This window comes from Roseivivax sediminis, assembly GCF_900112685.1.
Lineage (GTDB): Bacteria > Pseudomonadota > Alphaproteobacteria > Rhodobacterales > Rhodobacteraceae > Roseivivax > Roseivivax sediminis.
This window is the reverse complement of sequence record NZ_FOMS01000011.1, coordinates 103,244-124,878: the sequence shown is the minus strand read 5'-3', so window position 1 is coordinate 124,878 and position 21,635 is coordinate 103,244. Positions and strand designations below refer to the sequence as shown.

Sequence of the window (21,635 nt, the reverse complement as noted above, 5' to 3'; positions counted from 1 at the left end):
GGGAGGAGGCGCGGTTCGACTGCCCCTCGCGACGGCTGAAGAAGAACGTGCCGCCCGGGCAGCGGATCCGGCGATGACGCGCCACGCGGCCGAGCCTCCACCGAAGTCGGTTGATGGCGCGTTTCGCAGGGTGGGCCATCTGCCCACCCGGCCGACTCGGGAACAGCCGTGCCGCCTCACGGGTTTGTCAGGCAATACCCTGCCCGAAACGGAGTCATCCCGATGGAATACGGCCTACTCGGACTGATCGTCCTCATCCTCGACATCTACGCGATCTACCAGATCATCACCTCCGCCGCGTCGACGGCCGCGAAGGTGATCTGGACGCTCGTAATTCTGATCCTGCCGGTGCTGGGCTTCATCGCCTGGCTGGTCGCCGGCCCGCGCGGCAAACCCGTGCGCAGCTGACCCGGTCTCCGGCCGGTGCCGCATCCCGGCGCCGGCCGCCTACCTGACGACGTGCACCGAACACGGCGCGTGACGCACCACGCGTCCCGCGGTCGAGCCCAGGAACCAGTCCTGGATCCCCGGCTTGTGCGAGCGGATCACGATGAGGTCGAACCCCTCGTCGCGCACCTCGTCGACGATACGCGAGGCCGGGGAGCCCGTGACCGCCCTCACCTCCACCTCCGGCAGATCGCGAAACGCCTCGGTCAGCGTCTTCTGCATCTCTTGGCAGGAGCGCTCGTAGACCTCCGTCGGCACTTCCGCCGCGACGTAGAGCGGCACGACTTCCAGCACCGACAGCGCGGTGATCTTGGTATCCGGGCCGGCGAGCTTGCGGGCGACGGCGATGGAATCGTCGATCGCTTCGGCATGGTCGGGGGCGACGGGGATGAGAATCTTCTTGAACATGGAAAAGTACCTCCTCGCGCCACCGTGTCAGGTCGCGCGCAGCCTCGCCTTGATCCATGTCAGCCCTTCGGGACGGAGCGCACGACGCCCGCCACGGGCACAGCGATGTCATTTCCGATCCGTGCCAACCGGTCCTGATCGCGCGGATCAACCGGAGCGCATCGCGCCCTTGACCGTGCCGCCTGCCTCTCAGTCTTGCCGGGTCGCGCCGGGGGAAAGACGTTCAGCCGCAGCGCGCCGCGGTGATCGTGCCGCCCTCGTCGACCTCCAGCGTCAGGCGATCGGCGCGGTATTCCATCGTCACCATCTCGCCCGGACGGATGACGCGCTGCGGCAGATCCGCCGGCAGGGTCACTGCGGCCAGCGAGCGGCCCACGAGCGAGTCGTAGGCGCCGGGCGTGCAGGCCGCCGCAGGCGGATCGGACGGCACCTCAGCGCAGGAGGCGGCCAGAACCAGAGCGAGGAGCGGGAGGGCGCCACGGGACATGCTTCACACCTTTCATCGTTGTCAGGCGAGGCTAATTCGCATCCTCCACCACGGCAAGGATCGACAGCGGCGCGACACCTGCTAAGGTCCCGTCATGCGCCGACTTTCGCTCGCCTTTCTCCTCGTTCTCGCGGCCTGCGCCACACCGCTCGAACGCTGCGTCTCGCAGGCCGGGGCGCGTGTAGCGGCAGCGGAGGATGAGCTTCGCGAACTCGAACGGACGCTCGCCCGCGGCTACGCGGTGGAAATCGACGTGCGCACCGTACCTGTGTTCACGACCTGTTATTATGGCAAGCACGGCCGGCGCCCCTGCGTCGCCGACCGGGTGCAGCGGTTCCCGCGCCGCGTGCCGGTCGACCTGACCGAGGTGCGCCGCCGCGCCGAAGAGATCCGCGCCAGCCTGCCGGACATGCGCGAGGCGGCGCAGGCCGGGGCCGCGCAATGCCGCACGCTCCACGCGGACAGCCTCGCCCCGCAGGACTAGGCCGGGCTTGACACTGCGCGCCCCGCCCGGCCATCCCATGCACGGATTTTCAGCCGGAGGCGCAGATGCCCCAGACAACCGACCTCGGGGCGCGCGCGCGCCATCTCTTCGATGCCGCCGTGGAGGCGGCCGACCCGGCGCAGGCGCTGGTCCGGTCGCTGACCGCGCGGCCGCCGCGCGCCGCCACCGGCCGGACCTTCGTGATCGCCGTGGGCAAGGCCGCGCCACGGATGCTCGCCGCCGCGCTGGACCGGCTCGGCGGCGGCCCCGTCACCGCGCTGGCCGTCACCCATCACGAGAACGACCAGGAGGTGCCGGGCGCGCGTGTCCTGCGCGCGGGTCACCCGGTCCCGGACGAAGCCGGCGCCGCGGCGGCGGTGGAGGTGCTGGCGCTGCTGGACGAGGCGGGTCCGGAAGATCGGGTGATCGCGCTGATCTCGGGCGGCGGGTCTGCGCTTCTGCCGGCGCCGGTGCCACCGCTGACGCTGGAGGACAAGAAGGCGGTGAACGCGGCGCTCCTGGCCGGCGGCCTCGACATCGTGCGCATGAACCTCGTGCGCCAGCAGCTCTCGCAGCTGAAGGGCGGCGGTTTCCTGCGCCGCGCCGCGCCAGCCCCGGTGACCGCCTACATCCTGTCGGACGTGATCGGCGACGACCTGCGCGCCGTCGCCTCCGGCCCCACGGTCGGCCCCATCGGCACGGCAGAGGACGCGCGCCGCACGCTCGTGGAGGCCGGCCTCTGGGACGATCTGCCCGAAGCCGCGCGCCGCCGGCTGGAGGACGCGCCCCCGCCCGAGCCGACCCCGCAGGCGCAGAACGTGCTGATCGGGTCCAACCGGGTGTCGCTCGAGGCGATGGAGGCGGCGGCGGCCGAGGCCGGTTTCGCCGCCCGCATCGTCGATGACGCGCTGGTCGGAGACGTGGGCGCCGCGGCCGAGAAGATCGTCGCGGCCTTCGAGCGGCCGCACATGCCGACCGCGCTGCTGTTCGGGGGCGAGACGACCGTGCACCTGCGCGGCAACGGTCTTGGCGGGCGCAACCAGGAGCTTGCCCTGCGCGTCGCGCTGTCGGCGCCCGATCCGGGCTGCGACTGGGCGTTCCTGTCGGGCGGCACCGACGGGCGCGACGGGCCGACCGACGCCGCGGGCGGTATCGTCGATGCCGGAACCGCAGGCCGGATCGCGAAGGCGGGCGGCAATGCCGCGGCGCTTCTGGGCAACAACGACAGCTACCGCGCGCTGGAACTGGCCGGGGATCTCTTGCAGGTGCCCGCCACCGGCACAAACGTCGCGGACGTGCAGGCCCTGCTGCTCGCGCCCTGACGCGCCGTTACAGCTTGGAAGAGATCACGCCGGTCGCGAAGCCGCCCATGCGCAGCTCTCCGAAGAGACGGTGGTACTCGATCTTCGGGCAGCGGTCCTGGATCACGTCGATGCCGCGCGCCTCGGCCGTGGCGGCGGCCTCCGCGTGGCGCACGCCGATCTGCATCCAGATCGTGGAGAGCCCTGGCAGCGCGTCCAGCGCTTCGTCGACGATGCCTGGCACGGCGTCGGGGCGGCGGAAGATGTCGACCATGTCGACGGGCGCCTCGACCGCGCGCAGATCCGGCACGACGGTTTCCTCGAAGAGCGTCGCGCCCGCATGGCCGGGATTGACCGGGATCACCCGGTAGCCCTTCAGCGACAGGTACCGCGCCACGTAATAGGACGGGCGCACCGGGTTCATCGACACGCCGACCACGGCGATGGTCCTCGTGCGCCGCAGGACCGTCTTCAGGAAATCATCGGAATAACTCATGCCCCAGCCTAACCCCTGTCTCCTGCAGAAAAAAGCGCCCAAGGAATCCTTGGGCGCCAGGTACGGAACGAGGGACAGTGAAGGTCTCGCGGGGGTTCCGATCCCGCGATCCTGACTTCAATATGGGCGCCGAAGCCACAGTGTGAAGCCCCGTAAAGTGTTCGTGAACGATTTTCCTTGACCTTTCCCAGATTGTCGCGGGTGGGGGTCACTCCGCGGCAACCGCACCGTCCTGCAACATCTGCCACACCCGCATCGGCGTGAAAGGGATATCGGCCTGCCGCACGCCCCGGTCCCACAGCGCGTCCTGCACCGCGTTGGCCACCGCGGCGATGGACCCGACCGTGCCGGCCTCGCCGCAGCCCTTCATGCCAAGCTGGTTGGCGGTGGAGGGCACCGGCTGCGTCTCGAAGGTGACCATCGGCATGTTGTCGGCGCGCGGCATCGCGTAATCCATGAAGGAGGCGGTCAGAAGCTGCCCGGTCTCGTCGTAGACCACCCGTTCGAACAGCGCCTGACCGACGCCCTGCGCGACGCCCCCGTGCACCTGCCCCTCGACCAGCAGCGGGTTCACCAGGTTGCCGAAATCGTCCACCACCGAATAGCGGTCAAGCCGGACCTCCCCGGTCTCGGGGTCGATCTCCACCTCCGCGACATGCGCGCCGTTGGGGAAAGACCGCGCGGGCAGCTCCGCCGAGGCGTTGTGCGTCAGAAGATCCTCGCGCCCCGCGTCGCGCGCCATCGCCGCGACCTCCAGCATCGTCGGGGTGAGGTTGGAGCCCTCGGCGCGGAACTGCACGTCGTCCCACGCGATCGCGTCCGGCTCCACGCCCATCTCGGGGGCGAGGAAGTCCTTGAACTTCTGCACGATTTCGCCGACCGCGACGAGCGTGACGTTGGCCTGCACGGTCACGGACCGCGACCCGCCGGTGCCGCCCCCCTTGGCGATCAGGTCACTGTCGCCCTGCACGATGCGGATCTTGTCCACGGGGATTCCCGACTGGTCCGAGAGGAACTGCGCGAAGACCGTCTCGTGACCCTGCCCGTTCGACTGGGTGCCCACGTACATCACCGCGCCGTCTTCCTCGAACGCGATGCGCACGTTTTCGCTCGGATCGCCGAGGATCGACTCGATGTAGTAGCACAAGCCCTGCCCGCGCAGCTTGCCCGCCGCTTCGGAGGCCGCCTTGCGCGCCTCCCAGCCGTCCCGGCCCGAGGCGCGCGCGGCATGGTCGAGCACGCTGGCGAAGTCGCCCACGTCGTAGGTTTCCTCCGACACCGTGGTGTAGGGAAACTGCGCCGGCTTGATGAAGTTGATGCGCCGCAGCTCCCACGGATCGACGCCGAGCTCGCGCGCGGCGCGGTCCATCATCCGCTCCAGGAGGTAGTTCGCCTCGGGCCGGCCGGCGCCGCGATAGGCGTCGACCTGCGTGGTGTTGGTGAGGATGCCTTCGGTGCGCAGCCAAGCGGCGGGGATGTCGTAGACCCCGGTCAGCACGCGCGAGAAGAGCTGGCTCTGCATCAGGGGGCCGAAGCCCGACAGGTACGCGCCGAGGTTCGACTTCGTGTGAACGCGATAGCCGATGATGCGATTGTCCGCATCGAAGGCAAGCTCGGCGTCCGACACGAGGTCGCGGCCGGAATTGTCCGACAGCATCGCCTCCCCGCGTTCGGAGAACCAGCGCACCGGACGGCCGAGCGCGCGGGCCGCATGCGCGACGACGAAATATTCCGGATAGGGCATGGTCTTGGTGCCGAAGCCGCCGCCGACGTCGGGCGTGGTGACGTGCACCGCGTCCTTGGAGAGGCCGAGCGCCTTGCGCAGGAGCGCCTTCATCTCCCATACGCCCTGCCCCGAGAAGGCGAAGTGCAGACGCTCCCCGTCCCACGTCGCGTGACAGCCGCGCCCCTCCATCGGGTTGGAGATGATGCGGCTGTTCTCCACCGTCAGCGACACCGTGCGGGCGGCGCGGGCGAAGGCGGCCTCCGTCGCCGCCTCGTTTCCGAGGCCGAAGTCGAAGGCGCGGTTGTCCGGTACGTCGTCGTGAATCGCGGGGCCGCCGGCCTCGGTTGCCATGTGCGGTTCGCGGTCCTCGAGGTCGAGTTCGATCAGCTCGGCGGCGTCCTTTGCGGCTTGCGCGCTCTCGGCGATGACGACGGCCACAGGCTCGCCCACGAAGCGCACGCGCCCCTCGGCGAGAAGCGGGCGGCGGGGCGGCTTGCTTTGCGATCCGTCGCGGTTGGGGACCATGACCGTCGGCAGGCCGAAGGTGAGGCCCGCTTCGGCCAGATCCTCGGCGGTGACAACCATGTGCACGCCTTCGGCCGCGCGCGCCTCTGCCGTGTCGAGCCCGGTGATGTCGGCATGGGCCACGGAGGAGCGCAGGACATAGGCGAAGAGCGCCCCATCGGGCGCGGTGTCGTCGATGTAGTGCCCGCCGCCGGTCAGGAAGCGGAGATCCTCGACGCGCGTGACGGGCTGAGAGCGGCCGAACTTGTCCATGCTGCGTCCTCGCTGGCTGGGATGGTATACCGGCGCGCAGACTAGATAGGCGCGCGGCGAAGTCCACCCCCGCGCGGGCGCGTCATCAGCCCGCCCGCATTGTGACCACGTCGCGGGCGCCGTAACCGTTGAACGCGGTGACGAGCGCCGCGCCGTATGCGCCCATACCGGGGATCAGGAGGTAATCCCCCTCCGCGATGTCTCCGGGTAGGTCCAGCGGCCGAGGCAGCCGGTCGAGGCTGTCGCAGGTCGGCCCGAAGACGATCCGCGGCACGCCCGCGGCGCGACGCAGGTGCCCGTCGGGCGAAATCACGTCGATCCGCGACGGCGCCGGCAGATCGCGCCACTCGCCGAGGGCGCCATAGACCCCGTCGTTCAGCGTCAGCGCCCCGCTCTCGACCGCCTTCACGCGCAGCGCCAGCGTGACCGCTTCGGCGACCATCGCCCGGCCGGGTTCGCAGATCAGCGCCGGGGGCGCCTCGAACGCCTCGGCCGTGGCGGTGCGGATGGCGGCGAAGATCGCCGCGAGATCGGGCGCGGCGCCGCCGCGATGGGCGGGAAAGCCGCCACCGACATTGAGCCGCGCGAGCTGCACATCGGCCCGCCGCGCGATATCGGCGCAGGCGTGGATGTAGCGCGCCCAGGCGGCGCCGTCGGGGCATTGCGTGCCGGGATGAAATGTCAGCGCCGGGACGAAGCCGCGCGCCGCGACTGCCGCCAGAATCTCCACCGCAAGGTCCGGGCCGGCGCCGAACTTCGAGCCGAAATCGTAGGCCGCGCCCGGGACCGGCAGCGCGAGGCGCACCGACACCTCCGAGCCCTCGGGCAGCGCGCCGAGCTTGTCGAACTCGCTCATCCGGTCGACCGACCAGGAATCGACGCCCATCCGCTTGCCCGCCGCGATCTCGTCCGCCGACCGCACCGGGTTGTTGTAGTGCAGCGCCGCGCCGGGGGCGGCTTCGCGCACGCGCGTCATCTCCTCGGGCGAGGCGACGTCGAAGGCGTCGATCCCCGCCGCGGCGAGCGTGCCCAGCACCTCCACCGCCGGATTGGCCTTGACCGCATAGGTCACGCGCCCCGGAAAGCCGGCCCGGAACGCCGCCGCCGTCGCGGCGAGCAGGTCGGGACGAAAGAACATGACCGGCGCATCGGGCCGGTGACGGATCAGATATTCGGAAGCGTCGGTCGCCTCGGGCGCTAGCGTGGTCATGGGGCCTCTCCTGCTCGCGTTTTCATCAGGATCGGCGGGCGGGACGTCGAAGTCTCGCGTCGGATCTGTCAGAGTGATTCAAATTTCGGGCAGAGTGACGGCATGGACAGGCAGATCGACGACACGGACGCGGCGCTGCTGACCGCCCTGGCAGAAGACGCGCGCGCGCCCATCGCCGCACTGGCCCGGCGGCTGGGGGTGGCGCGGACGACGGTGCAGGCGCGGATCGAACGGCTGGAGGCGAAGGGCGTGATCGCCGGCTACACGCTCAAGCCCGGCGCGCGGCTGAAGCCGGCGCTGCGCGCGACCGTGCTGGTGGCGATCGAGCCACGTTCCGGCCCGGCGGTGCTGGCGCGGCTGAAGGCGCTGCCGGGGGTGGAGGCGGCGCACACCACAAGCGGGCGGGTCGACATGATCCTCGAGGTTACCGCCGACACCACCGAGGCGCTGGACATCACGCTCGACCGGATCGGCGAGGCCAAGGGCGTGCGCAGTTCGGAAAGCCTCATCCACCTGTCGACGAAGCTCGACCGGCGTTGAACGTCAGCCCGCAAGGTCGCCGCGCAGGACCTTTGCCACCTCGGAGGCATGGGTGAGCGGCACCATGTGGCCCGCGCCGGGCACGACCGTTTCGCGGGCGTCCGGCAGCCGCGCCATCAGCCCGGCATGGATCGCGGCAACCGCGGGGTCGGTGTCCGCCCCCCGGATCAGCCGCACCGGCGCCGTCACGCGCTCGAGGGCGCCAGAGACGAGCAAGCCCTTGCTGTCGTCGTAGAGCGCCGGGCCGGTGGACCGCACGAGCGGCATCTGCGCGGCGAGCTTGTCGCGTGCCTTGCCCGGCAACTTGTCCCAGCCGGGACCGGCGCCCCAGCGCGCGGTGAACCGCTGCGCCGCCAACGCCCAGTCGCCGGCGCGCGCGGCCTCGGCCACGGCCTCCTCGTCGGCGAGGCGGGCGGCGAAGGCCTCCGGAGCCGCCTCCCGCGCGGCGGCGAAAAGCACCGGCTCGATCAACGTCAGGGATCGGACGTTCTGCGGCATCGCCTCCGCGAGGCGCAAGGCCACGGTGGCACCGAAGGAATGGCCGACGAGGTGCAGCGGCCCGGTCACGAACGTCTCCGCGATGGCGGTGACGAGGTCGTGCAGGTCGCTCTGTCCGTCCCACGGCCCGCTCTGGCCGTGGCCCGGCATGTCGGGCGCGGCGGCCGTCCAGAGATCGCCGAGCGCCTCGGCCAGCGGCGTCCACGCCTTCGACTGCCCCAGCGCGCAGTGCAGCAGAAGCGCGGGCGCGGGGCCGGCGCCGAATGTCCGCCAATGCACCGGCTGCCCGGCGCGCATGTCCTCGGGCATCAGATCTTTCCGGACAGGTGCAGGTCGAGATCCTCCAGCCGGTCGTGGCCCCAGAAGCGCTGACCGCCATCCGTAATATAGAACGGCGAGCCGAACGCGCCCTGCGCCACCGCCTCTTCGAGGTTCGCGGCATATGTCTCGGCCCCCGACAGCAGGCCGCTGTCCGCGAGGCCGGGATCGAATCCCGCCTCCGACAGACAGGCGCGCACGACCTCGTCGTCGGCGATGTCGCGCTCTTCGGCCCAGCAGGCGCGCAGGAAGGCATGCGCCAGCGCGCCAACATCGCCGCCGCCGGCGCGCTGTCCAGCGATGATCGCGTAGCTCGACGGGGCGGGATTGGTCGGCCAGTGCGCGGGCCTCAGCTGCATCGGCATGCCGTGCTTCTTCGACAGGCGCAGGATCTCCTGCGCGCGGTATTCCTGCCGCGCGGGATGGCGTTCGGCGGGCGGCGTGCCGCCGGTGCGGGCAAAGAGCGCGATGATGTCCAGCGGCTTGTAGGTGATCGTCGCGCCGTGCCGGTCCGCCACCTCCTCCAGCCCGAGCCCGGCAAGATAGGTGAACGGTGACAGGGTGGAGAAGTAATAGTCGATATGCGGCATCGCTGCGGCCCTCTCCGGTCATGCATGGCGTTCGGCTTTGCCGGACGGTAGGGCCATGCTAAGCGCACCGCAACCTGACGATTCCCTTTCGGAGCCCCGCCTGATGCCAACCGTGATCGAACCCAAGCTCATTTCCGGCAACGCGAACCTGCCGCTTGCGCAGGCCATCGCCCGGCGCATGTCGCTGTATCGGGGGATGACCGTGGGGCTCGTCGACGCTCGGGTGGAGCGGTTCAACGACGGCGAGATCTTTGTCGAGGTGTTCGAGAATGTCCGCGGCGAGGACATGTTCCTGATCCAGCCGACCTCGAACCCGGCAAACGACAACCTCATGGAGCTCTTGATCATGGCCGACGCGCTGCGCCGGTCCTCGGCCGCACGGATTACCGCCGTGATCCCCTATTTCGGTTACGCCCGCCAGGACCGCCGCACCAAGGCGCGCACGCCGATCACGTCGAAGCTGGTGGCCAACATGATCGCCAGCGCCGGGATCGAACGGGTGCTGACGATGGATCTGCACGCGGCGCAGATTCAGGGCTTCTTCGACATTCCCGTGGACAACCTCTACGCCTCGCCGATCTTCGCGCTCGACATCATGAGCCAGTTCAAGGGCGAGCTGGAGGACGCCATGATCGTGTCGCCGGACGTCGGCGGCGTGGCCCGGGCGCGCGAGCTGGCCAAGCGCATCGACGCGCCGCTCGCCATCGTCGACAAGCGGCGCGAGCGCGCCGGCGAGGTGGCCGAGATGACGGTGATCGGCGACGTGTCCGGCAAGAAGTGCTTCATCGTCGACGACATCTGCGACACGGCCGGCACGCTCTGCAAGGCGGCCGAAGTCCTGAAGGACCACGGCGCGACCGAGGTCCACGCCTACATCACGCACGGCGTGCTGTCGGGCCCGGCGGTGGAGCGGATCACCAACTCGGTGATGAAATCGCTGGTGGTCACCGACTCCATCGAGGGCACGGACGCGGTGCGGGCGGCGCCCAACATCCGCGTCGTACCCACCGCGCCGATGTTCGCGCAGGCGATCCTGAACATCTGGAACGGCACCAGCGTGTCGTCGCTGTTCGAGACCGAGACGCTGGGGCCGATCTACGAGGGAATTCTCTGACCGGCTCCTCGAGCCCTCGCGGGCTCTCCTCGGCGCGGGTTGCCCCGGAGCAAGATGACCTCGTCCGGCGCGGCATGTGCCGCGGTCACGCCCGGGCGCCGGATGCTCTGCCCCTCGCAGTTCCGCGCTGCCCGCCCCCTGGCGCGCGCGCCCCGGCTTCTTTGGGCGTCAAATACTCCCGCCGGAGGCGTCCTGCCGGTGCCGCCGGGCGCACCGCGCGTCAGTAGACGTCCCAGTCGTCCTCGCCCTTGACCTCGCCGATGGCCAACCACGACGTTCGTACCCGGGCGACGCGCGTGTCGGCCCATGTCCGGAACACCATCTCGAAGCCGTCCCTCCCGACATTGTCCGCGTAGAGGTCGGCGCGGATATTGGCACTCGAATCGAAGTCCCAGAGCGCCAGGGCGACATGGACCGAGGGAACATCGCTGAAGGCTTCGGAGAACACGACCCGTTGGCGCCGCTCGCGCGTGCCCGACCCGGTCCACATGTCGCCGCCATGGACGAAGTCCGAGAAGAGCTCGACCGTGCCCTGATCGATGCCCACGCGATGGCTGCGGAGTTTCTTCATGCTGCTGGTCCGCCTCGGCTCATGGCCGGAGATACTGGCCTAACGGGGCTGAGATTGGAACCTCGCGTGTCGGCGCCGCGGCGGCGCGAACGCGAAAGGGCGCGCCGTGGTGGCGCGCCCTTCGATTCCGGCCAGGCCGGGGAGGCTCAGAGGTTGGGCTGCCGCTCCGACAGGCCGATATGGCCGCCCACGGCGACCATGTCGGCCAGAAGCTTGGCCGCGTCGTCCACCGGGCCGGGTTCGTTCTCGTAGGCGTCCTTGGCCTTGCGATAACGTTCCTCGGCCTCGGTCACCATGTCCTCGTAGGTTTCCTGGTCCATCTCTTCGCGCGGCAGAGCGCGCTCGGCCAGGACCGACAGGCCGTCACCCAGCTCCGCGAAGCCGCCGGTGACGACGAACTGCCGGGTCTCGCCCTTCGCGGTCTCGACCGTCAGAAGGCCGGGGCGCAGCGTGGTGATCAGCGGCGCGTGGTTCGGCATCGCCGTCATGTCACCGTCGGCACCGGGGATCTGGACCGACACGACCTCTTCCTGCAGCAGGCGCCGCTCGGGGCTGACGAGGTCGAAATTCATGGTCTCCGCCATTGGTCACTCCTTGTTGGGCGGGGCAGGCCCCCGCCCGGGATCAGTCTCAGGCGGCGTCCGAGGCCATCTTCTCGGCCTTGGCCTTCACGTCCTCGATGCCGCCGACCATGTAGAAGGCGCCCTCGGGCAGGTGATCGTATTCACCCGCGACAACGGCCTTGAACGACGCGATGGTGTCCTCGAGCGGCACCTGGATGCCGTCGGAGCCGGTGAAGACCTTCGCCACGTCGAAGGGCTGCGACAGGAAGCGCTGGATCTTGCGCGCCCGCGCCACGGTCAGCTTGTCCTCTTCGGACAGCTCGTCCATGCCGAGGATCGCGATGATGTCCTGCAGCGACTTGTAGCGCTGGAGGATGCCCTGCACTTCACGCGCCACGTCGTAATGTTCCTGTCCCACGATCTGCGGGTCCATCAGGCGCGACGAGGAATCGAGCGGGTCCACGGCGGGGTAGATGCCGAGCTCGGAGATCGCGCGCGACAGAACCGTCTGCGCGTCGAGGTGCGCGAAGGTCGTCGCCGGGGCCGGGTCGGTGAGGTCGTCCGCGGGCACGTAGACGGCCTGGATCGAGGTGATCGAGCCCGATTTCGTCGAGGTGATCCGCTCCTGCATCGCGCCCATGTCGGTCGCGAGCGTCGGCTGGTAGCCCACCGCCGACGGGATGCGGCCGAGAAGCGCCGAGACCTCGGAGCCCGCCTGCGTGAAGCGGAAGATGTTGTCGACGAAGAACAGAACGTCGGTCCCGGACTGGTCGCGGAACTGCTCGGCCAGCGTCAGGCCGGTCAGCGCGACGCGCGCACGGGCGCCCGGCGGTTCGTTCATCTGGCCGTAGACCAGCGCCACCTGCGACTCCGCCAGGTTGTCGGGCTTGATCACGTTGGATTCGACCATCTCGTGGTAGAGGTCGTTGCCCTCACGGGTGCGCTCACCCACGCCGGCGAACACGGAGAAGCCCGAGTGCACCTTCGCGATGTTGTTGATGAGCTCCATGATCAGAACGGTCTTGCCGACGCCGGCGCCGCCGAAGAGGCCGATCTTGCCGCCCTTCGCATAGGGGGCGAGGAGATCGATCACCTTGATGCCGGTCACGAGAACCTCGGACGCGGTCGACTGTTCCTGGAAGGTCGGAGCCTCGGCGTGGATCGGGCGGTATTCGTCCGCCTTGACCTCGGCACCCTCGTCCACGGGCTCGCCCACGACGTTGAGGATCCGGCCGAGCGTCGCGTTGCCAACCGGCACGGTGATCGGGCCGTCGGTGTCGACGACTTCCTGGCCGCGCACGAGACCTTCGGTCCCGTCCATGGCGATGGTGCGCACGGTGTTCTCGCCGAGATGCTGGGCAACTTCGAGCACCAGCCGGCGGCCGTGGTTGTCGGTGGTCAGTGCGTTCAGGATCTCGGGCAGGTGGTCGTCGAACTGCACGTCGACCACGGCGCCGATGACCTGCGTCACTTTGCCTTTCGCGTTTGCCATCTAATTCGTCTCCGGTCGTTAGAGCGCTTCGGCGCCCGAGATAATTTCGATCAGCTCGTTGGTGATCACGGCCTGACGGGTGCGGTTGTACTCGATCGTGAGCTTGTCGATCATCTCGCCCGCGTTGCGCGTGGCGTTGTCCATGGCCGACATCCGCGCGCCCTGTTCGGAAGCCGCGTTCTCCAGCAGCGCCGAGAAGATCTGTGTCGCGACGCCCCTTGGCAGCAGGTCGGCGAGGATCTCTTCCTCGGACGGCTCGTAATCGTAGAGCGTGCTGGCGCCCTCTTCGGCCTCGCTTTCGTCCTGCTCGTAGCTGGCCGGGACGATCTGCTTGGCCGTGGGCTCCTGGCTCACGACGTTGTGGAAGATCGAGTAGAAGACCGTCGCCACGTCGAATTCACCGCCGTCGAAGCGGTCGAGCACATCCTGGGCGATGCGCTGCGCGTCCGGGTAGGACAGGCGCTTGACGTCCGACAGGTCGACATGGCCGACGAAATGATCGCCCCATTCACGGCGAAGCGCGTCGCGGCCCTTCTTGCCGACGGTGAGGATCTTCACCTCCTTGCCCTCGCCACGAAGCTTCTCGGCCCGCTGCTTCGCCAGCTTGGCGATGTTCGCGTTGAAGCCGCCGCAGAGACCGCGCTCGGCGGTCATCACGACCAGGAGGTGCACCTTGTCGTCGCCCGTCCCGCGCAGAAGGCGGGGCGCGCTGTCACTGTCGCCCACGGACGCCGCGAGCGATGCCATGACCGAGTTGAACCGCTCCGCGTAGGGGCGGGCCATCTCGGCGGCCTCCTGGGCGCGGCGAAGCTTGGCCGCCGCGACCATCTGCATGGCCTTGGTGATCTTCCTGGTCGACTTGACCGAGGAGATCCGGTTTTTCAGGTCCTTGAGGGACGGCATCGACGCACTCCCTTAGGCGAAGTCTTTGGCGTACTCGTCGAGCACTTTCTTGATCTTGTCCGCGGAGTCGCCCTTCACTTTCGGATCTTCCTTGGTGATCCAGTCGAGAAGGTCCTTGTGCTTGCCGCGCAGGTGCTTCAACAGCCCCTGCTCGAAGCGGCCGACGTCGCGGGTCGGGATCTTGTCGAGATAGCCGTTGGTGCCGGCGAAGATGATCACGACGATCTCCGCGTTGGTCAGCGGCGAATATTGCGGCTGCTTCATCAGCTCGGTCAGGCGCTCGCCGCGGTTCAGCTGGCGCTGGGTCGCCGCGTCGAGGTCGGAGCCGAACTGCGCGAAGGCCGCCATCTCGCGGTATTGCGCGAGCTCCAGCTTCACCGGGCCGGCGACCGACTTCATTGCCGAAGTCTGAGCGGACGAACCCACGCGGCTCACCGACAGACCGGTGTTCACGGCCGGGCGGATGCCCTGGTAGAACAGGTCGGTCTCGAGGAAGATCTGGCCGTCGGTGATCGAGATCACGTTGGTCGGAATGAACGCCGACACGTCCCCGCCCTGCGTTTCGATGATCGGCAGCGCGGTGAGCGAGCCTGCGCCGTTTTCCTCGTTCAGCTTCGCGGAGCGTTCCAGCAGGCGCGAGTGCAGGTAGAAAACGTCGCCCGGATAGGCTTCGCGGCCCGGCGGACGGCGCAGCAGCAGCGACATCTGGCGGTAGGCGACGGCCTGCTTGGACAGATCGTCATAGACCATCAGCGCGTGGCGGCCGTTGTCGCGGAAGAACTCGCCCATCGCGGTCGCGGTGTAGGGCGCGAGGTACTGCATCGGCGCGGGGTCCGACGCGGTCGCGGCGACGACGATCGAATACTCGATGGCGCCGCTTTCCTCGAGCTTCTTGACCAGCTGCGCCACGGTGGAGCGCTTCTGGCCGATAGCCACGTAGACGCAGTAGAGCTTCTGGCTCTCGTCGTCGCCGGCGGCTTCGTTGTAGGTCTTCTGGTTCAGGATCGCGTCGAGCGCCACGGCGGTCTTGCCGGTCTGGCGGTCGCCGATGATCAGCTCGCGCTGGCCGCGGCCGATCGGGATCATCGCGTCGACGGCCTTGAGGCCGGTCGCCATCGGCTCGTGAACCGATTTGCGCGGCATGATGCCCGGCGCCTTCACGTCCGCAACGGAGCGCTGCGAGGACTCGATCGGACCCTTGCCGTCGATCGGGTTGCCGAGGCCGTCGACCACGCGGCCGAGCAGCCCGTCACCCACCGGCACGTCCACGATGGAGTTGGTGCGCTTGACGACGTCGCCTTCCTTGATCTCGCGGTCGGAGCCGAAGATCACGATGCCGACGTTGTCGGATTCGAGGTTGAGCGCCATGCCGCGGATGCCGCCGGGAAATTCGACCATCTCGCCGGCCTGGACGTTGTCGAGGCCGTGCACGCGGGCGATCCCGTCGCCGACCGACAGCACGCGACCCACTTCCGCGACCTCGGCCTCCTGACCGAAGTTCTTGATCTGCTCCTTCAGGATCGCAGAAATTTCGGCTGCTTGGATACCCATTTATCCGACCTCTTTCATGGCATTCTGGAGGGAGGCGAGCTTCGAGCGGATCGAGGTGTCGATCATCTTCGAGCCCACCTTGACAATCAGACCGCCGATCAGACCGGCGTCCACAATGGTGTTGAGCTTCACGTCGCGCCCGACCTTGGCCTTGAGCGTCTTGGCAAGCTCGTTGCGCTGCGCCTTGGTCAGTTCGATCGCGCTGGTCACATCGGCGGTGACCTCGCCCTTCTCTTCCGCGATCATCTCCCGCAGCTGCGTCAGCATCGCCGGCAGCACGAACAGGCGCCGCTTCGACCCCATCAGGCCGAGCGTGTTCTTCAGGGACTTCGACAGGCCCATCTTGTCGGCCACCGCCATGATCGCCTGCTGCTGCGCGGCACGCGAATAGATCGGGGAATGGATAAGGTCGCGCAGATCCGCGCTCTCGGCGAGGGCCTGGGCGAGCGCATCCACATCCTGTTCGAGCTTGTCGAGCGCGCCCTCACCCTTGGTGATGTCGAAGACAGCGGCTGCGTAGCGCTCGGCGATACCGGAGGAAATCGAAGCTGGTTCGGACACGTCCACCCTTCCGTATGTCGAGCCCCCGTGGCCGCGATCAGGTGACCAGGAGGCGGAGCCTTGGCCCCGGGTAAGAGCCGGGGCGTCAAAATCAGCGCGGATGTAGCAGAGCCTCCCCCACCCCGCAACATGGTAAGAGGTTTTTAGCCATTGCCCGAAACGCCGTGATTTCAGGCACATCGGGCATAGTGCGACTTATTGCGCGGGGCATGTGGTTCGCTTCGTTCGCTTTTTCGTGAGCCGATGCGCGATTCCCGACCGCTTCGCGCCGCGGCAGGCACCCGCCCTCTGCCACCGGTGCGGGCATGTTCGTGCAATTGCAAGGGCCGGTGCGACCGCCGCGACACCGCTGCCCGGGGCCGGTGGCTCGGGCGGGCTCCCGGAATGTGCCGCCCACAGCCGTGGCGCAGCGGGTCGCGCTAGCGAAACCGCTCGACGAAGATCCGCAGAGCAACCGCGGCAGGGCACCCGATCCGGTGTCTCGGCCACCGCAAGGTGTCGGGTGGCCCCACCTGCCCCGCGCCGCACGGCCCGGTTCGGATCGTCAGACCGGTTTCGCCACCGGCTTGGGCGCCAGCGCGCCCAGCGGCTCGCGCACGCGCTGTCCGATGCCGCGCCGTGTCGGTGGGTAGCGCTTGGAGGCGCGCACCAGCATCACGCCGCCGGCCATCACTGCCGGAATCGACCGGCCCATCCGCTCCCAGATCGGCCCCGTCCGCATCCAGAACCGGCGCGTCGACGGCGGCTGATAGAGCAGAGAGACGTGGTCTTCCGTTATGAAATCGTGCGCCTTCAATTGCGCCTCGAGCTGGCCGAGCGAATAGGGTCGACCGTAACCGAAGGGCGTGCGGTCGGACCGCGCCCAGAGCCCCGACCGGTTCGGAACCACGAACAGCGCCTCGCCCCCCGGCCCCAGCACCCGGTAACATTCATCGAGCAGCGCAGAGGCGTTGTCGCAGGTCTCCAGCCCGTGCATCAGCACCAGCCGGTCGACATGCCCGGTCTCCAGCGGCCATTCGGTCTCGTGGCACAGCACCGACACGTTGGGCAGGCCCGCGGGCCAGTGCATGACCCCCTGCGGCGCCGGCATCAGCCCGACCACGCGACGCGAATCGGGCAGGAACGGACGCAGCAGCGGCACCGCGAAACCGTAGCCGGCCACGGTACGCCCGTGGGTGTCGGGCCAGATCGCCCGCACCCTGTCGCGCACGATCTTCTGCGCCACGCGCCCCAGCGCGTTTCGGTAGTAAAAATCGCGCAACGTGCGCACGTCGAGATGCATTGCGGCGCCCCCGGGCTACGTCCTAGCCTCTGAATGCGACTCTGACTCCTCAGGAGCGAAATGGAAATGACCCTGGATCTCGTCACCCTTCCGGCGCTGTCGGACAACTACACCTTTCTGCTGCACGATGCGAAAAGCGGCGCCACTGCCGCAATCGACGTCCCGGAGGCTGGCCCGCTCGACGCGGCGCTGACCGAACGCGGCTGGACGCTGTCGGAGATCTGGCTCACCCATCACCACGACGACCACATCCAGGGGGTCGAGGCGCTGCTGGCCGGGCACCCCGCGAAGGTGACCGGCGCTCTGGCCGACAAGCACCGGCTGCCACCGCTCGACCGCGCGGTTTCGGAGGGCGACAGTTTCGACTTCGGCGGCGAGGAGGTTCATGTTCTGGACGTGTCTGGCCATACCGTCGGACATATCGCCTTTCACCTGCCCGGCGCAGGCATCGCGTTCACCGGGGACAGCCTGATGGCGCTCGGCTGCGGACGTGTCTTCGAGGGAACGATGGAGCAGATGTGGAACAGCCTGCAGAAGTTCCTGAGCCTCGACCCCGGCACGACGATATGCTCGGGCCACGAATACACCCAGAAGAATGCAGACTTTGCGCTCACTATTGAACCGGACAGTTCAGCGCTTAAATCCCGGTATGACGCGATCGCGGCGGCCCGGGCGCGTGGCGAGCCCACGGTGCCGTCGAAACTTTCCGATGAACTCGCCACCAATCCGTTCCTGAGGGCCGCCGACGAACCCGTGCGCCGCTCCCTCGGCATGATGGATGCCCCCGCCGCCGAGGTCTTCGCGGAGATCCGGCGCCGCAAGGACGCCTTTTGACACCCGACCCCTTCCGGGCGCCCAGAGGTGACGCAGCCGCGCCCGTCACGACGATTGTGAGCGCGCCGGCCACAGAAAATGCTTGAAGGAGTGGGTCGATCGACCGAACTTTAACTTCAAGAGGCAATGCTGGGGGCCGCCGCCCCCGGCGCAGACAAGAGGAGCACAGACCCCGTGCCTTCATTCTCGAACACTCTTGAGCAGGCCATCCACGCAGCCCTGGCGCTCGCCAATTCGCGCAGCCACGAATTCGCGACGCTCGAACACCTCCTGCTGGCGCTCGTCGACGAACCCGACGCCGCGCGCGTGATGAAAGCCTGCGACGTCGACACCGAGGAACTGCGCACCAACCTCGTCGATTTCATCGATGGCGATCTGTCCAACCTCGTCACCGACATCGAGGGGTCGGAGGCGGTGCCGACCGCCGCGTTCCAGCGCGTGATCCAGCGTGCCGCGATCCACGTGCAAAGCTCCGGCCGGACGGAGGTGACGGGCGCCAACGTCCTCGTCGCCATCTTCGCGGAGCGCGAGTCGAACGCCGCCTACTTCCTGCAGGAGCAGGAGATGACCCGCTACGACGCGGTCAACTTCATCGCCCACGGCGTCGCCAAGAACCCCGCCTACGGCGAATCCCGCCCCGTCCAGGGCGCCGCGGAGGAAGAAGAGGCGCAGGCCACCGACGCCCCGCAGAGCGGCGAGCAGAAGGAATCCGCGCTCGCCAAGTATTGCGTCGACCTCAACGCCAAGTCCCGCAAGGGCGACGTCGATCCGCTGATCGGCCGCGACGGCGAGGTCGAGCGCTGCATCCAGGTGCTGTGCCGCCGGCGCAAGAACAACCCGCTCCTGGTGGGCGATCCCGGCGTCGGCAAGACCGCCATCGCCGAGGGGCTCGCGCGGAAGATCGTCAACGGCGACACGCCCGAAGTGCTCGCCCATACCACGATCTACTCGCTCGACATGGGCGCGCTGCTGGCCGGCACCCGCTACCGCGGCGATTTCGAGGAGCGTCTGAAGGCCGTCGTCAACGAGCTCGAGGAGCATCCCGACGCCGTCCTCTTCATCGACGAGATCCACACCGTGATCGGCGCCGGCGCCACCTCGGGCGGCGCGATGGACGCCTCCAACCTGCTGAAGCCCGCGCTTCAGGGCGGCCGTCTGCGCACCATGGGCTCCACCACCTACAAGGAGTTCCGCCAGCACTTCGAGAAGGACCGCGCACTCAGCCGCCGGTTCCAGAAGATCGACGTCAACGAGCCGACGGTCGAGGACAGCGTGAAGATCCTCAAGGGCCTCAAGCCCTATTTCGAGGAACACCACTCGATCAAGTACACCAACGACGCGATCAAGACCGCGGTGGAACTCTCGGCGCGCTACATCAACGACCGCAAGCTGCCCGACAAGGCCATCGACGTGATCGACGAGGCCGGCGCGGCGCAACATCTCGTGGCCGAGTCGAAGCGCCGGAAGTCCATCGGCACCAAGGAGATCGAGGCCGTGGTGGCCAAGATCGCCCGCATCCCGCCCAAGAACGTCTCCAAGGACGACGCGGAGGTGCTGCGCGATCTCGAAGGTTCGCTCAAGCGCGTGGTCTTCGGCCAGGATCCGGCGATCGAGGCGCTGTCGTCCGCGATCAAGCTGGCCCGCGCCGGCCTGCGCGAGCCCGACAAGCCGATCGGCAACTACCTCTTTGCCGGCCCCACGGGCGTCGGCAAGACGGAGGTCGCCAAGCAGCTCGCCGACACGCTCGGCGTGGAGATGCTGCGCTTCGACATGTCGGAATACATGGAAAAGCACGCGGTCTCGCGCCTGATCGGCGCGCCTCCGGGCTATGTCGGCTTCGACCAGGGCGGCCAGCTGACCGACGGCGTCGACCAGCACCCGCATTGCGTGCTCCTGCTCGACGAGATCGAGAAGGCGCATCCGGATGTCTACAACATTCTCTTGCAGGTAATGGATCACGGCACGCTGACGGACCACAACGGCCGCACGGTCGACTTCCGCAACGTGATCCTGATCATGACGTCGAACGCCGGCGCCACGGAACAGGCGAAGGCCGCGATCGGCTTCGGCCGCGACCGCCGCGAGGGCGAGGATACGGCTGCGATCGAACGCACCTTCACGCCGGAATTCCGCAACCGGCTCGACGCGGTCATCTCGTTCAAGCCGCTGCCGCGCAGCACCATCCTGCAGGTGGTCGAAAAGTTCGTCCTGCAACTCGAGGCGCAACTGCTCGACCGCGGCGTGACCATCGAGCTGACCCGCCCGGCGGCCGAATGGCTGGCCGAGAAGGGGTACGACGACAAGATGGGCGCGCGCCCGCTCGGCCGCGTGATCCAGGAGCACATCAAGAAGCCGCTGGCCGAGGAACTGCTCTTCGGCAAGCTGCAGAAGGGTGGCGTGGTGCGCGTCTCGGTCGAGGACGACAAGCTCAAGCTCGACCTCGACGGACCCGAGAAACGGCAGCTTTCCTCCAAGCGCCCGCCACTTCTGACGGCGGAATGACGCTCCGGGCTTCGGCCCTGATCCTTCTTGCCTCCGCCGCGCCCGCCGCGGCGGAGGCTTTTCTGTCGCTGCCCGTCGATTGCACGCTCGGGCAGGATTGCTTCATCGAGGATTACCACGACGCGCAGCCCGGCCCCGGCCAAACCGACTACACCTGCGGGCTGAAGTCGCGCGACAATCACCGCGGCACCGACTTCGCGCTGCCGAGCTTCGAGGCGATGGAGGCGGGCGTCGACGTCCTTGCCGCCGCCGCCGGCACCGTGGAGGCGGCGCGCGACGGAGAGCCCGACATCGCCCTCACCCCCGACCGCGCGGCCGAGATCGAAGGCCGCGAATGCGGCAACGCCGTCCGCATCGGACACGAGGACGGCTACCAGACGCTCTATTGCCACATGAAGAACGGCTCGCTCGCGGTCTCCGCCGGCGACCGGGTCGAAGCCGGGGACGTGCTCGGCCAGATCGGCCTTTCGGGCGAGACGAACTACCCCCACCTGCACCTGTCGCTCCTGAAGGACGGCGCGCGCGTCGATCCCTTCGCGCCAGAGAGCACCGAAAGCTGCGGCGCCGACGGCGACACGCTCTGGACCGATCCGCCGGCCTACACGCCCTCGGGTCTGTTCACCGCCGGGTTCTCCATCGTCGTGCCCTCCTTCGAGGCGGTGAAATCGGGCACCGCCCGCCGCGCCACTGCCGCACCGGGCGAAAACCTCGTGCTCTACGCCCATGCCTTCCACCCCGAGGACGGCGACGTGCTGGAAATGTCCGCCACCGGTCCGGCGGGTGAGGTGTTTTCAACCGAGATCGAGCTCGAGGATCCGCAGGTGCAGCTGTTCCGAGCGTACGGACGCCGCGCCCCCGATAGCGGCTGGCCCGCGGGCGATTACCGCGGCACCGTGACCCAGATGCGCGGCGACACGCTCATCGCCGTGCGCCACGCCGAAATCACCGTTCGCTGAGTCCCGGCGAGGACGCCCGCCAGG

22 protein-coding genes are annotated in these 21,635 nt (G+C 68.5%); 8 read left to right on the top strand and 14 right to left on the bottom strand.

The window, feature by feature from the left end; genetic code table 11:
- The first annotated feature begins 222 nt into the window (after positions 1 to 222).
- Positions 223 to 408, top strand: coding sequence for a PLD nuclease N-terminal domain-containing protein (locus tag F3H57_RS17035; RefSeq protein ID WP_149757243.1), 186 nt, complete (start codon positions 223 to 225; stop codon positions 406 to 408).
- A gap of 39 nt (positions 409 to 447) precedes the next feature.
- On the opposite strand, the gene F3H57_RS17030 is transcribed toward F3H57_RS17035, so the two are convergent.
- Complete coding sequence (locus F3H57_RS17030; RefSeq protein WP_149757241.1) at positions 448 to 855, bottom strand: universal stress protein; 408 nt, start codon at positions 853 to 855, stop codon at positions 448 to 450.
- A gap of 223 nt (positions 856 to 1,078) precedes the next feature.
- Positions 1,079 to 1,342: an I78 family peptidase inhibitor gene (locus tag F3H57_RS17025; protein ID WP_149757238.1), complete on the bottom strand. Its 264-nt coding sequence runs from the start codon at positions 1,340 to 1,342 to the stop codon at positions 1,079 to 1,081.
- A 94-nt stretch (positions 1,343 to 1,436) separates the two neighbouring features.
- Here F3H57_RS17025 and F3H57_RS17020 point away from each other — a divergent pair, with 94 nt between their 5' ends.
- Together F3H57_RS17020 and F3H57_RS17015 are read left to right on the top strand one after the other, a co-directional pair.
- Entirely contained in the window at positions 1,437 to 1,826 is a 390-nt protein-coding gene (locus F3H57_RS17020; protein ID WP_149757236.1) for a hypothetical protein, read from the top strand.
- A gap of 65 nt (positions 1,827 to 1,891) precedes the next feature.
- Entirely contained in the window at positions 1,892 to 3,148 is a 1,257-nt protein-coding gene (locus tag F3H57_RS17015; protein ID WP_149757234.1) for a glycerate kinase type-2 family protein, read from the top strand.
- Between the two features lie 7 nt (positions 3,149 to 3,155).
- Here the strand turns inward: F3H57_RS17015 and F3H57_RS17010 are convergent, their stop codons facing one another.
- The 3 genes from F3H57_RS17010 to F3H57_RS17000 form a co-directional block, all read right to left on the bottom strand.
- Positions 3,156 to 3,623, bottom strand: coding sequence for a CoA-binding protein (locus tag F3H57_RS17010; protein ID WP_149757232.1), 468 nt, complete (start codon positions 3,621 to 3,623; stop codon positions 3,156 to 3,158).
- Between the two features lie 208 nt (positions 3,624 to 3,831).
- Positions 3,832 to 6,126, bottom strand: a complete 2,295-nt coding sequence (locus F3H57_RS17005) for a xanthine dehydrogenase family protein molybdopterin-binding subunit (protein WP_149757230.1) — start codon at positions 6,124 to 6,126, stop codon at positions 3,832 to 3,834.
- A gap of 85 nt (positions 6,127 to 6,211) precedes the next feature.
- Positions 6,212 to 7,336 (bottom strand): type III PLP-dependent enzyme domain-containing protein, encoded by a 1,125-nt coding sequence (locus F3H57_RS17000; protein WP_149757228.1) that lies wholly within the window; start codon positions 7,334 to 7,336, stop codon positions 6,212 to 6,214.
- A 102-nt stretch (positions 7,337 to 7,438) separates the two neighbouring features.
- Here F3H57_RS17000 and F3H57_RS16995 point away from each other — a divergent pair, with 102 nt between their 5' ends.
- Positions 7,439 to 7,876 (top strand): Lrp/AsnC family transcriptional regulator, encoded by a 438-nt coding sequence (locus tag F3H57_RS16995; RefSeq protein WP_149757226.1) that lies wholly within the window; start codon positions 7,439 to 7,441, stop codon positions 7,874 to 7,876.
- Between the two features lie 3 nt (positions 7,877 to 7,879).
- On the opposite strand, the gene F3H57_RS16990 is transcribed toward F3H57_RS16995, so the two are convergent.
- Both F3H57_RS16990 and F3H57_RS16985 read right to left on the bottom strand, forming a co-directional pair.
- Positions 7,880 to 8,683: an alpha/beta fold hydrolase gene (locus F3H57_RS16990; protein WP_149757224.1), complete on the bottom strand. Its 804-nt coding sequence runs from the start codon at positions 8,681 to 8,683 to the stop codon at positions 7,880 to 7,882.
- A complete protein-coding gene (locus tag F3H57_RS16985; RefSeq protein ID WP_149757222.1) occupies positions 8,683 to 9,282 on the bottom strand; it encodes a 2-hydroxychromene-2-carboxylate isomerase in 600 nt (199 codons plus the stop codon). Before F3H57_RS16985 ends, F3H57_RS16990 begins: the two co-directional genes overlap by 1 nt.
- Positions 9,283 to 9,385: 103 nt before the next feature.
- On the opposite strand from F3H57_RS16985, the gene F3H57_RS16980 reads away from it, so the two are divergent.
- Positions 9,386 to 10,396 (top strand): ribose-phosphate pyrophosphokinase, encoded by a 1,011-nt coding sequence (locus F3H57_RS16980; RefSeq protein ID WP_149757220.1) that lies wholly within the window; start codon positions 9,386 to 9,388, stop codon positions 10,394 to 10,396.
- 220 nt (positions 10,397 to 10,616) lie between these two features.
- Here F3H57_RS16980 and F3H57_RS16975 read toward each other — a convergent pair whose 3' ends face one another.
- The 7 genes from F3H57_RS16975 to F3H57_RS16945 all read right to left on the bottom strand — a co-directional run bounded on the left by F3H57_RS16975 (position 10,617) and on the right by F3H57_RS16945 (position 17,319).
- Positions 10,617 to 10,967 (bottom strand): H-type lectin domain-containing protein, encoded by a 351-nt coding sequence (locus F3H57_RS16975; protein WP_149757218.1) that lies wholly within the window; start codon positions 10,965 to 10,967, stop codon positions 10,617 to 10,619.
- 146 nt (positions 10,968 to 11,113) lie between these two features.
- Positions 11,114 to 11,551: a F0F1 ATP synthase subunit epsilon gene (locus tag F3H57_RS16970; RefSeq protein WP_149757216.1), complete on the bottom strand. Its 438-nt coding sequence runs from the start codon at positions 11,549 to 11,551 to the stop codon at positions 11,114 to 11,116.
- A gap of 46 nt (positions 11,552 to 11,597) precedes the next feature.
- Positions 11,598 to 13,022 (bottom strand): F0F1 ATP synthase subunit beta, encoded by a 1,425-nt coding sequence (gene atpD, locus F3H57_RS16965; RefSeq protein ID WP_149757214.1) that lies wholly within the window; start codon positions 13,020 to 13,022, stop codon positions 11,598 to 11,600.
- An 18-nt stretch (positions 13,023 to 13,040) separates the two neighbouring features.
- Positions 13,041 to 13,925: a F0F1 ATP synthase subunit gamma gene (locus tag F3H57_RS16960; RefSeq protein ID WP_149757212.1), complete on the bottom strand. Its 885-nt coding sequence runs from the start codon at positions 13,923 to 13,925 to the stop codon at positions 13,041 to 13,043.
- A 12-nt stretch (positions 13,926 to 13,937) separates the two neighbouring features.
- Positions 13,938 to 15,476 carry a F0F1 ATP synthase subunit alpha gene (gene atpA / locus F3H57_RS16955; RefSeq protein WP_149757210.1) on the bottom strand — a complete coding sequence of 513 codons (1,539 nt, stop codon included), beginning with the start codon at positions 15,474 to 15,476 and terminating at the stop codon, positions 13,938 to 13,940.
- On the bottom strand, positions 15,477 to 16,037 hold the full coding sequence (locus F3H57_RS16950; protein WP_188129724.1) for a F0F1 ATP synthase subunit delta: 561 nt from the start codon (positions 16,035 to 16,037) through the stop codon (positions 15,477 to 15,479).
- Between the two features lie 544 nt (positions 16,038 to 16,581).
- Entirely contained in the window at positions 16,582 to 17,319 is a 738-nt protein-coding gene (locus F3H57_RS16945; protein WP_149757206.1) for a class I SAM-dependent methyltransferase, read from the bottom strand.
- Between the two features lie 66 nt (positions 17,320 to 17,385).
- Here F3H57_RS16945 and gloB point away from each other — a divergent pair, with 66 nt between their 5' ends.
- From gloB to F3H57_RS16930, 3 genes are all read left to right on the top strand, one after another.
- A complete protein-coding gene (gene gloB, locus F3H57_RS16940; protein ID WP_149757204.1) occupies positions 17,386 to 18,153 on the top strand; it encodes a hydroxyacylglutathione hydrolase in 768 nt (255 codons plus the stop codon).
- 174 nt (positions 18,154 to 18,327) lie between these two features.
- Positions 18,328 to 20,655 carry an ATP-dependent Clp protease ATP-binding subunit ClpA gene (clpA, locus tag F3H57_RS16935; RefSeq protein WP_149757203.1) on the top strand — a complete coding sequence of 776 codons (2,328 nt, stop codon included), beginning with the start codon at positions 18,328 to 18,330 and terminating at the stop codon, positions 20,653 to 20,655.
- On the top strand, positions 20,652 to 21,611 hold the full coding sequence (locus F3H57_RS16930; protein WP_149757201.1) for a M23 family metallopeptidase: 960 nt from the start codon (positions 20,652 to 20,654) through the stop codon (positions 21,609 to 21,611). Before clpA ends, F3H57_RS16930 begins: the two co-directional genes overlap by 4 nt.
- The last annotated feature ends 24 nt before the right edge of the window (positions 21,612 to 21,635 follow it).

Bases quoted from the DNA above. Each gene is read 5' to 3' on its own strand.
- F3H57_RS17035 (WP_149757243.1), top strand. From the start codon at position 223: ATGGAATACGGCCTACTCGGACTGATCGTCCTCATCCTCGACATCTAC.
- F3H57_RS16970 (WP_149757216.1), bottom strand. From the start codon at position 11,551: ATGGCGGAGACCATGAATTTCGACCTCGTCAGCCCCGAGCGGCGCCTG.
- atpD (WP_149757214.1), bottom strand. From the start codon at position 13,022: ATGGCAAACGCGAAAGGCAAAGTGACGCAGGTCATCGGCGCCGTGGTC.
- F3H57_RS17005 (WP_149757230.1), bottom strand. From the start codon at position 6,126: ATGGACAAGTTCGGCCGCTCTCAGCCCGTCACGCGCGTCGAGGATCTC.
- F3H57_RS17010 (WP_149757232.1), bottom strand. From the start codon at position 3,623: ATGAGTTATTCCGATGATTTCCTGAAGACGGTCCTGCGGCGCACGAGG.
- F3H57_RS17025 (WP_149757238.1), bottom strand. From the start codon at position 1,342: ATGTCCCGTGGCGCCCTCCCGCTCCTCGCTCTGGTTCTGGCCGCCTCC.
- F3H57_RS16990 (WP_149757224.1), bottom strand. From the start codon at position 8,683: ATGCCCGAGGACATGCGCGCCGGGCAGCCGGTGCATTGGCGGACATTC.
- F3H57_RS16985 (WP_149757222.1), bottom strand. From the start codon at position 9,282: ATGCCGCATATCGACTATTACTTCTCCACCCTGTCACCGTTCACCTAT.
- F3H57_RS16995 (WP_149757226.1), top strand. From the start codon at position 7,439: ATGGACAGGCAGATCGACGACACGGACGCGGCGCTGCTGACCGCCCTG.
- F3H57_RS16975 (WP_149757218.1), bottom strand. From the start codon at position 10,967: ATGAAGAAACTCCGCAGCCATCGCGTGGGCATCGATCAGGGCACGGTC.
- F3H57_RS16980 (WP_149757220.1), top strand. From the start codon at position 9,386: ATGCCAACCGTGATCGAACCCAAGCTCATTTCCGGCAACGCGAACCTG.
- F3H57_RS17000 (WP_149757228.1), bottom strand. From the start codon at position 7,336: ATGACCACGCTAGCGCCCGAGGCGACCGACGCTTCCGAATATCTGATC.
- F3H57_RS17030 (WP_149757241.1), bottom strand. From the start codon at position 855: ATGTTCAAGAAGATTCTCATCCCCGTCGCCCCCGACCATGCCGAAGCG.
- F3H57_RS16930 (WP_149757201.1), top strand. From the start codon at position 20,652: ATGACGCTCCGGGCTTCGGCCCTGATCCTTCTTGCCTCCGCCGCGCCC.
- F3H57_RS16945 (WP_149757206.1), bottom strand. From the start codon at position 17,319: ATGCATCTCGACGTGCGCACGTTGCGCGATTTTTACTACCGAAACGCG.
- F3H57_RS16960 (WP_149757212.1), bottom strand. From the start codon at position 13,925: ATGCCGTCCCTCAAGGACCTGAAAAACCGGATCTCCTCGGTCAAGTCG.
- atpA (WP_149757210.1), bottom strand. From the start codon at position 15,476: ATGGGTATCCAAGCAGCCGAAATTTCTGCGATCCTGAAGGAGCAGATC.
- gloB (WP_149757204.1), top strand. From the start codon at position 17,386: ATGACCCTGGATCTCGTCACCCTTCCGGCGCTGTCGGACAACTACACC.
- F3H57_RS17020 (WP_149757236.1), top strand. From the start codon at position 1,437: ATGCGCCGACTTTCGCTCGCCTTTCTCCTCGTTCTCGCGGCCTGCGCC.
- F3H57_RS17015 (WP_149757234.1), top strand. From the start codon at position 1,892: ATGCCCCAGACAACCGACCTCGGGGCGCGCGCGCGCCATCTCTTCGAT.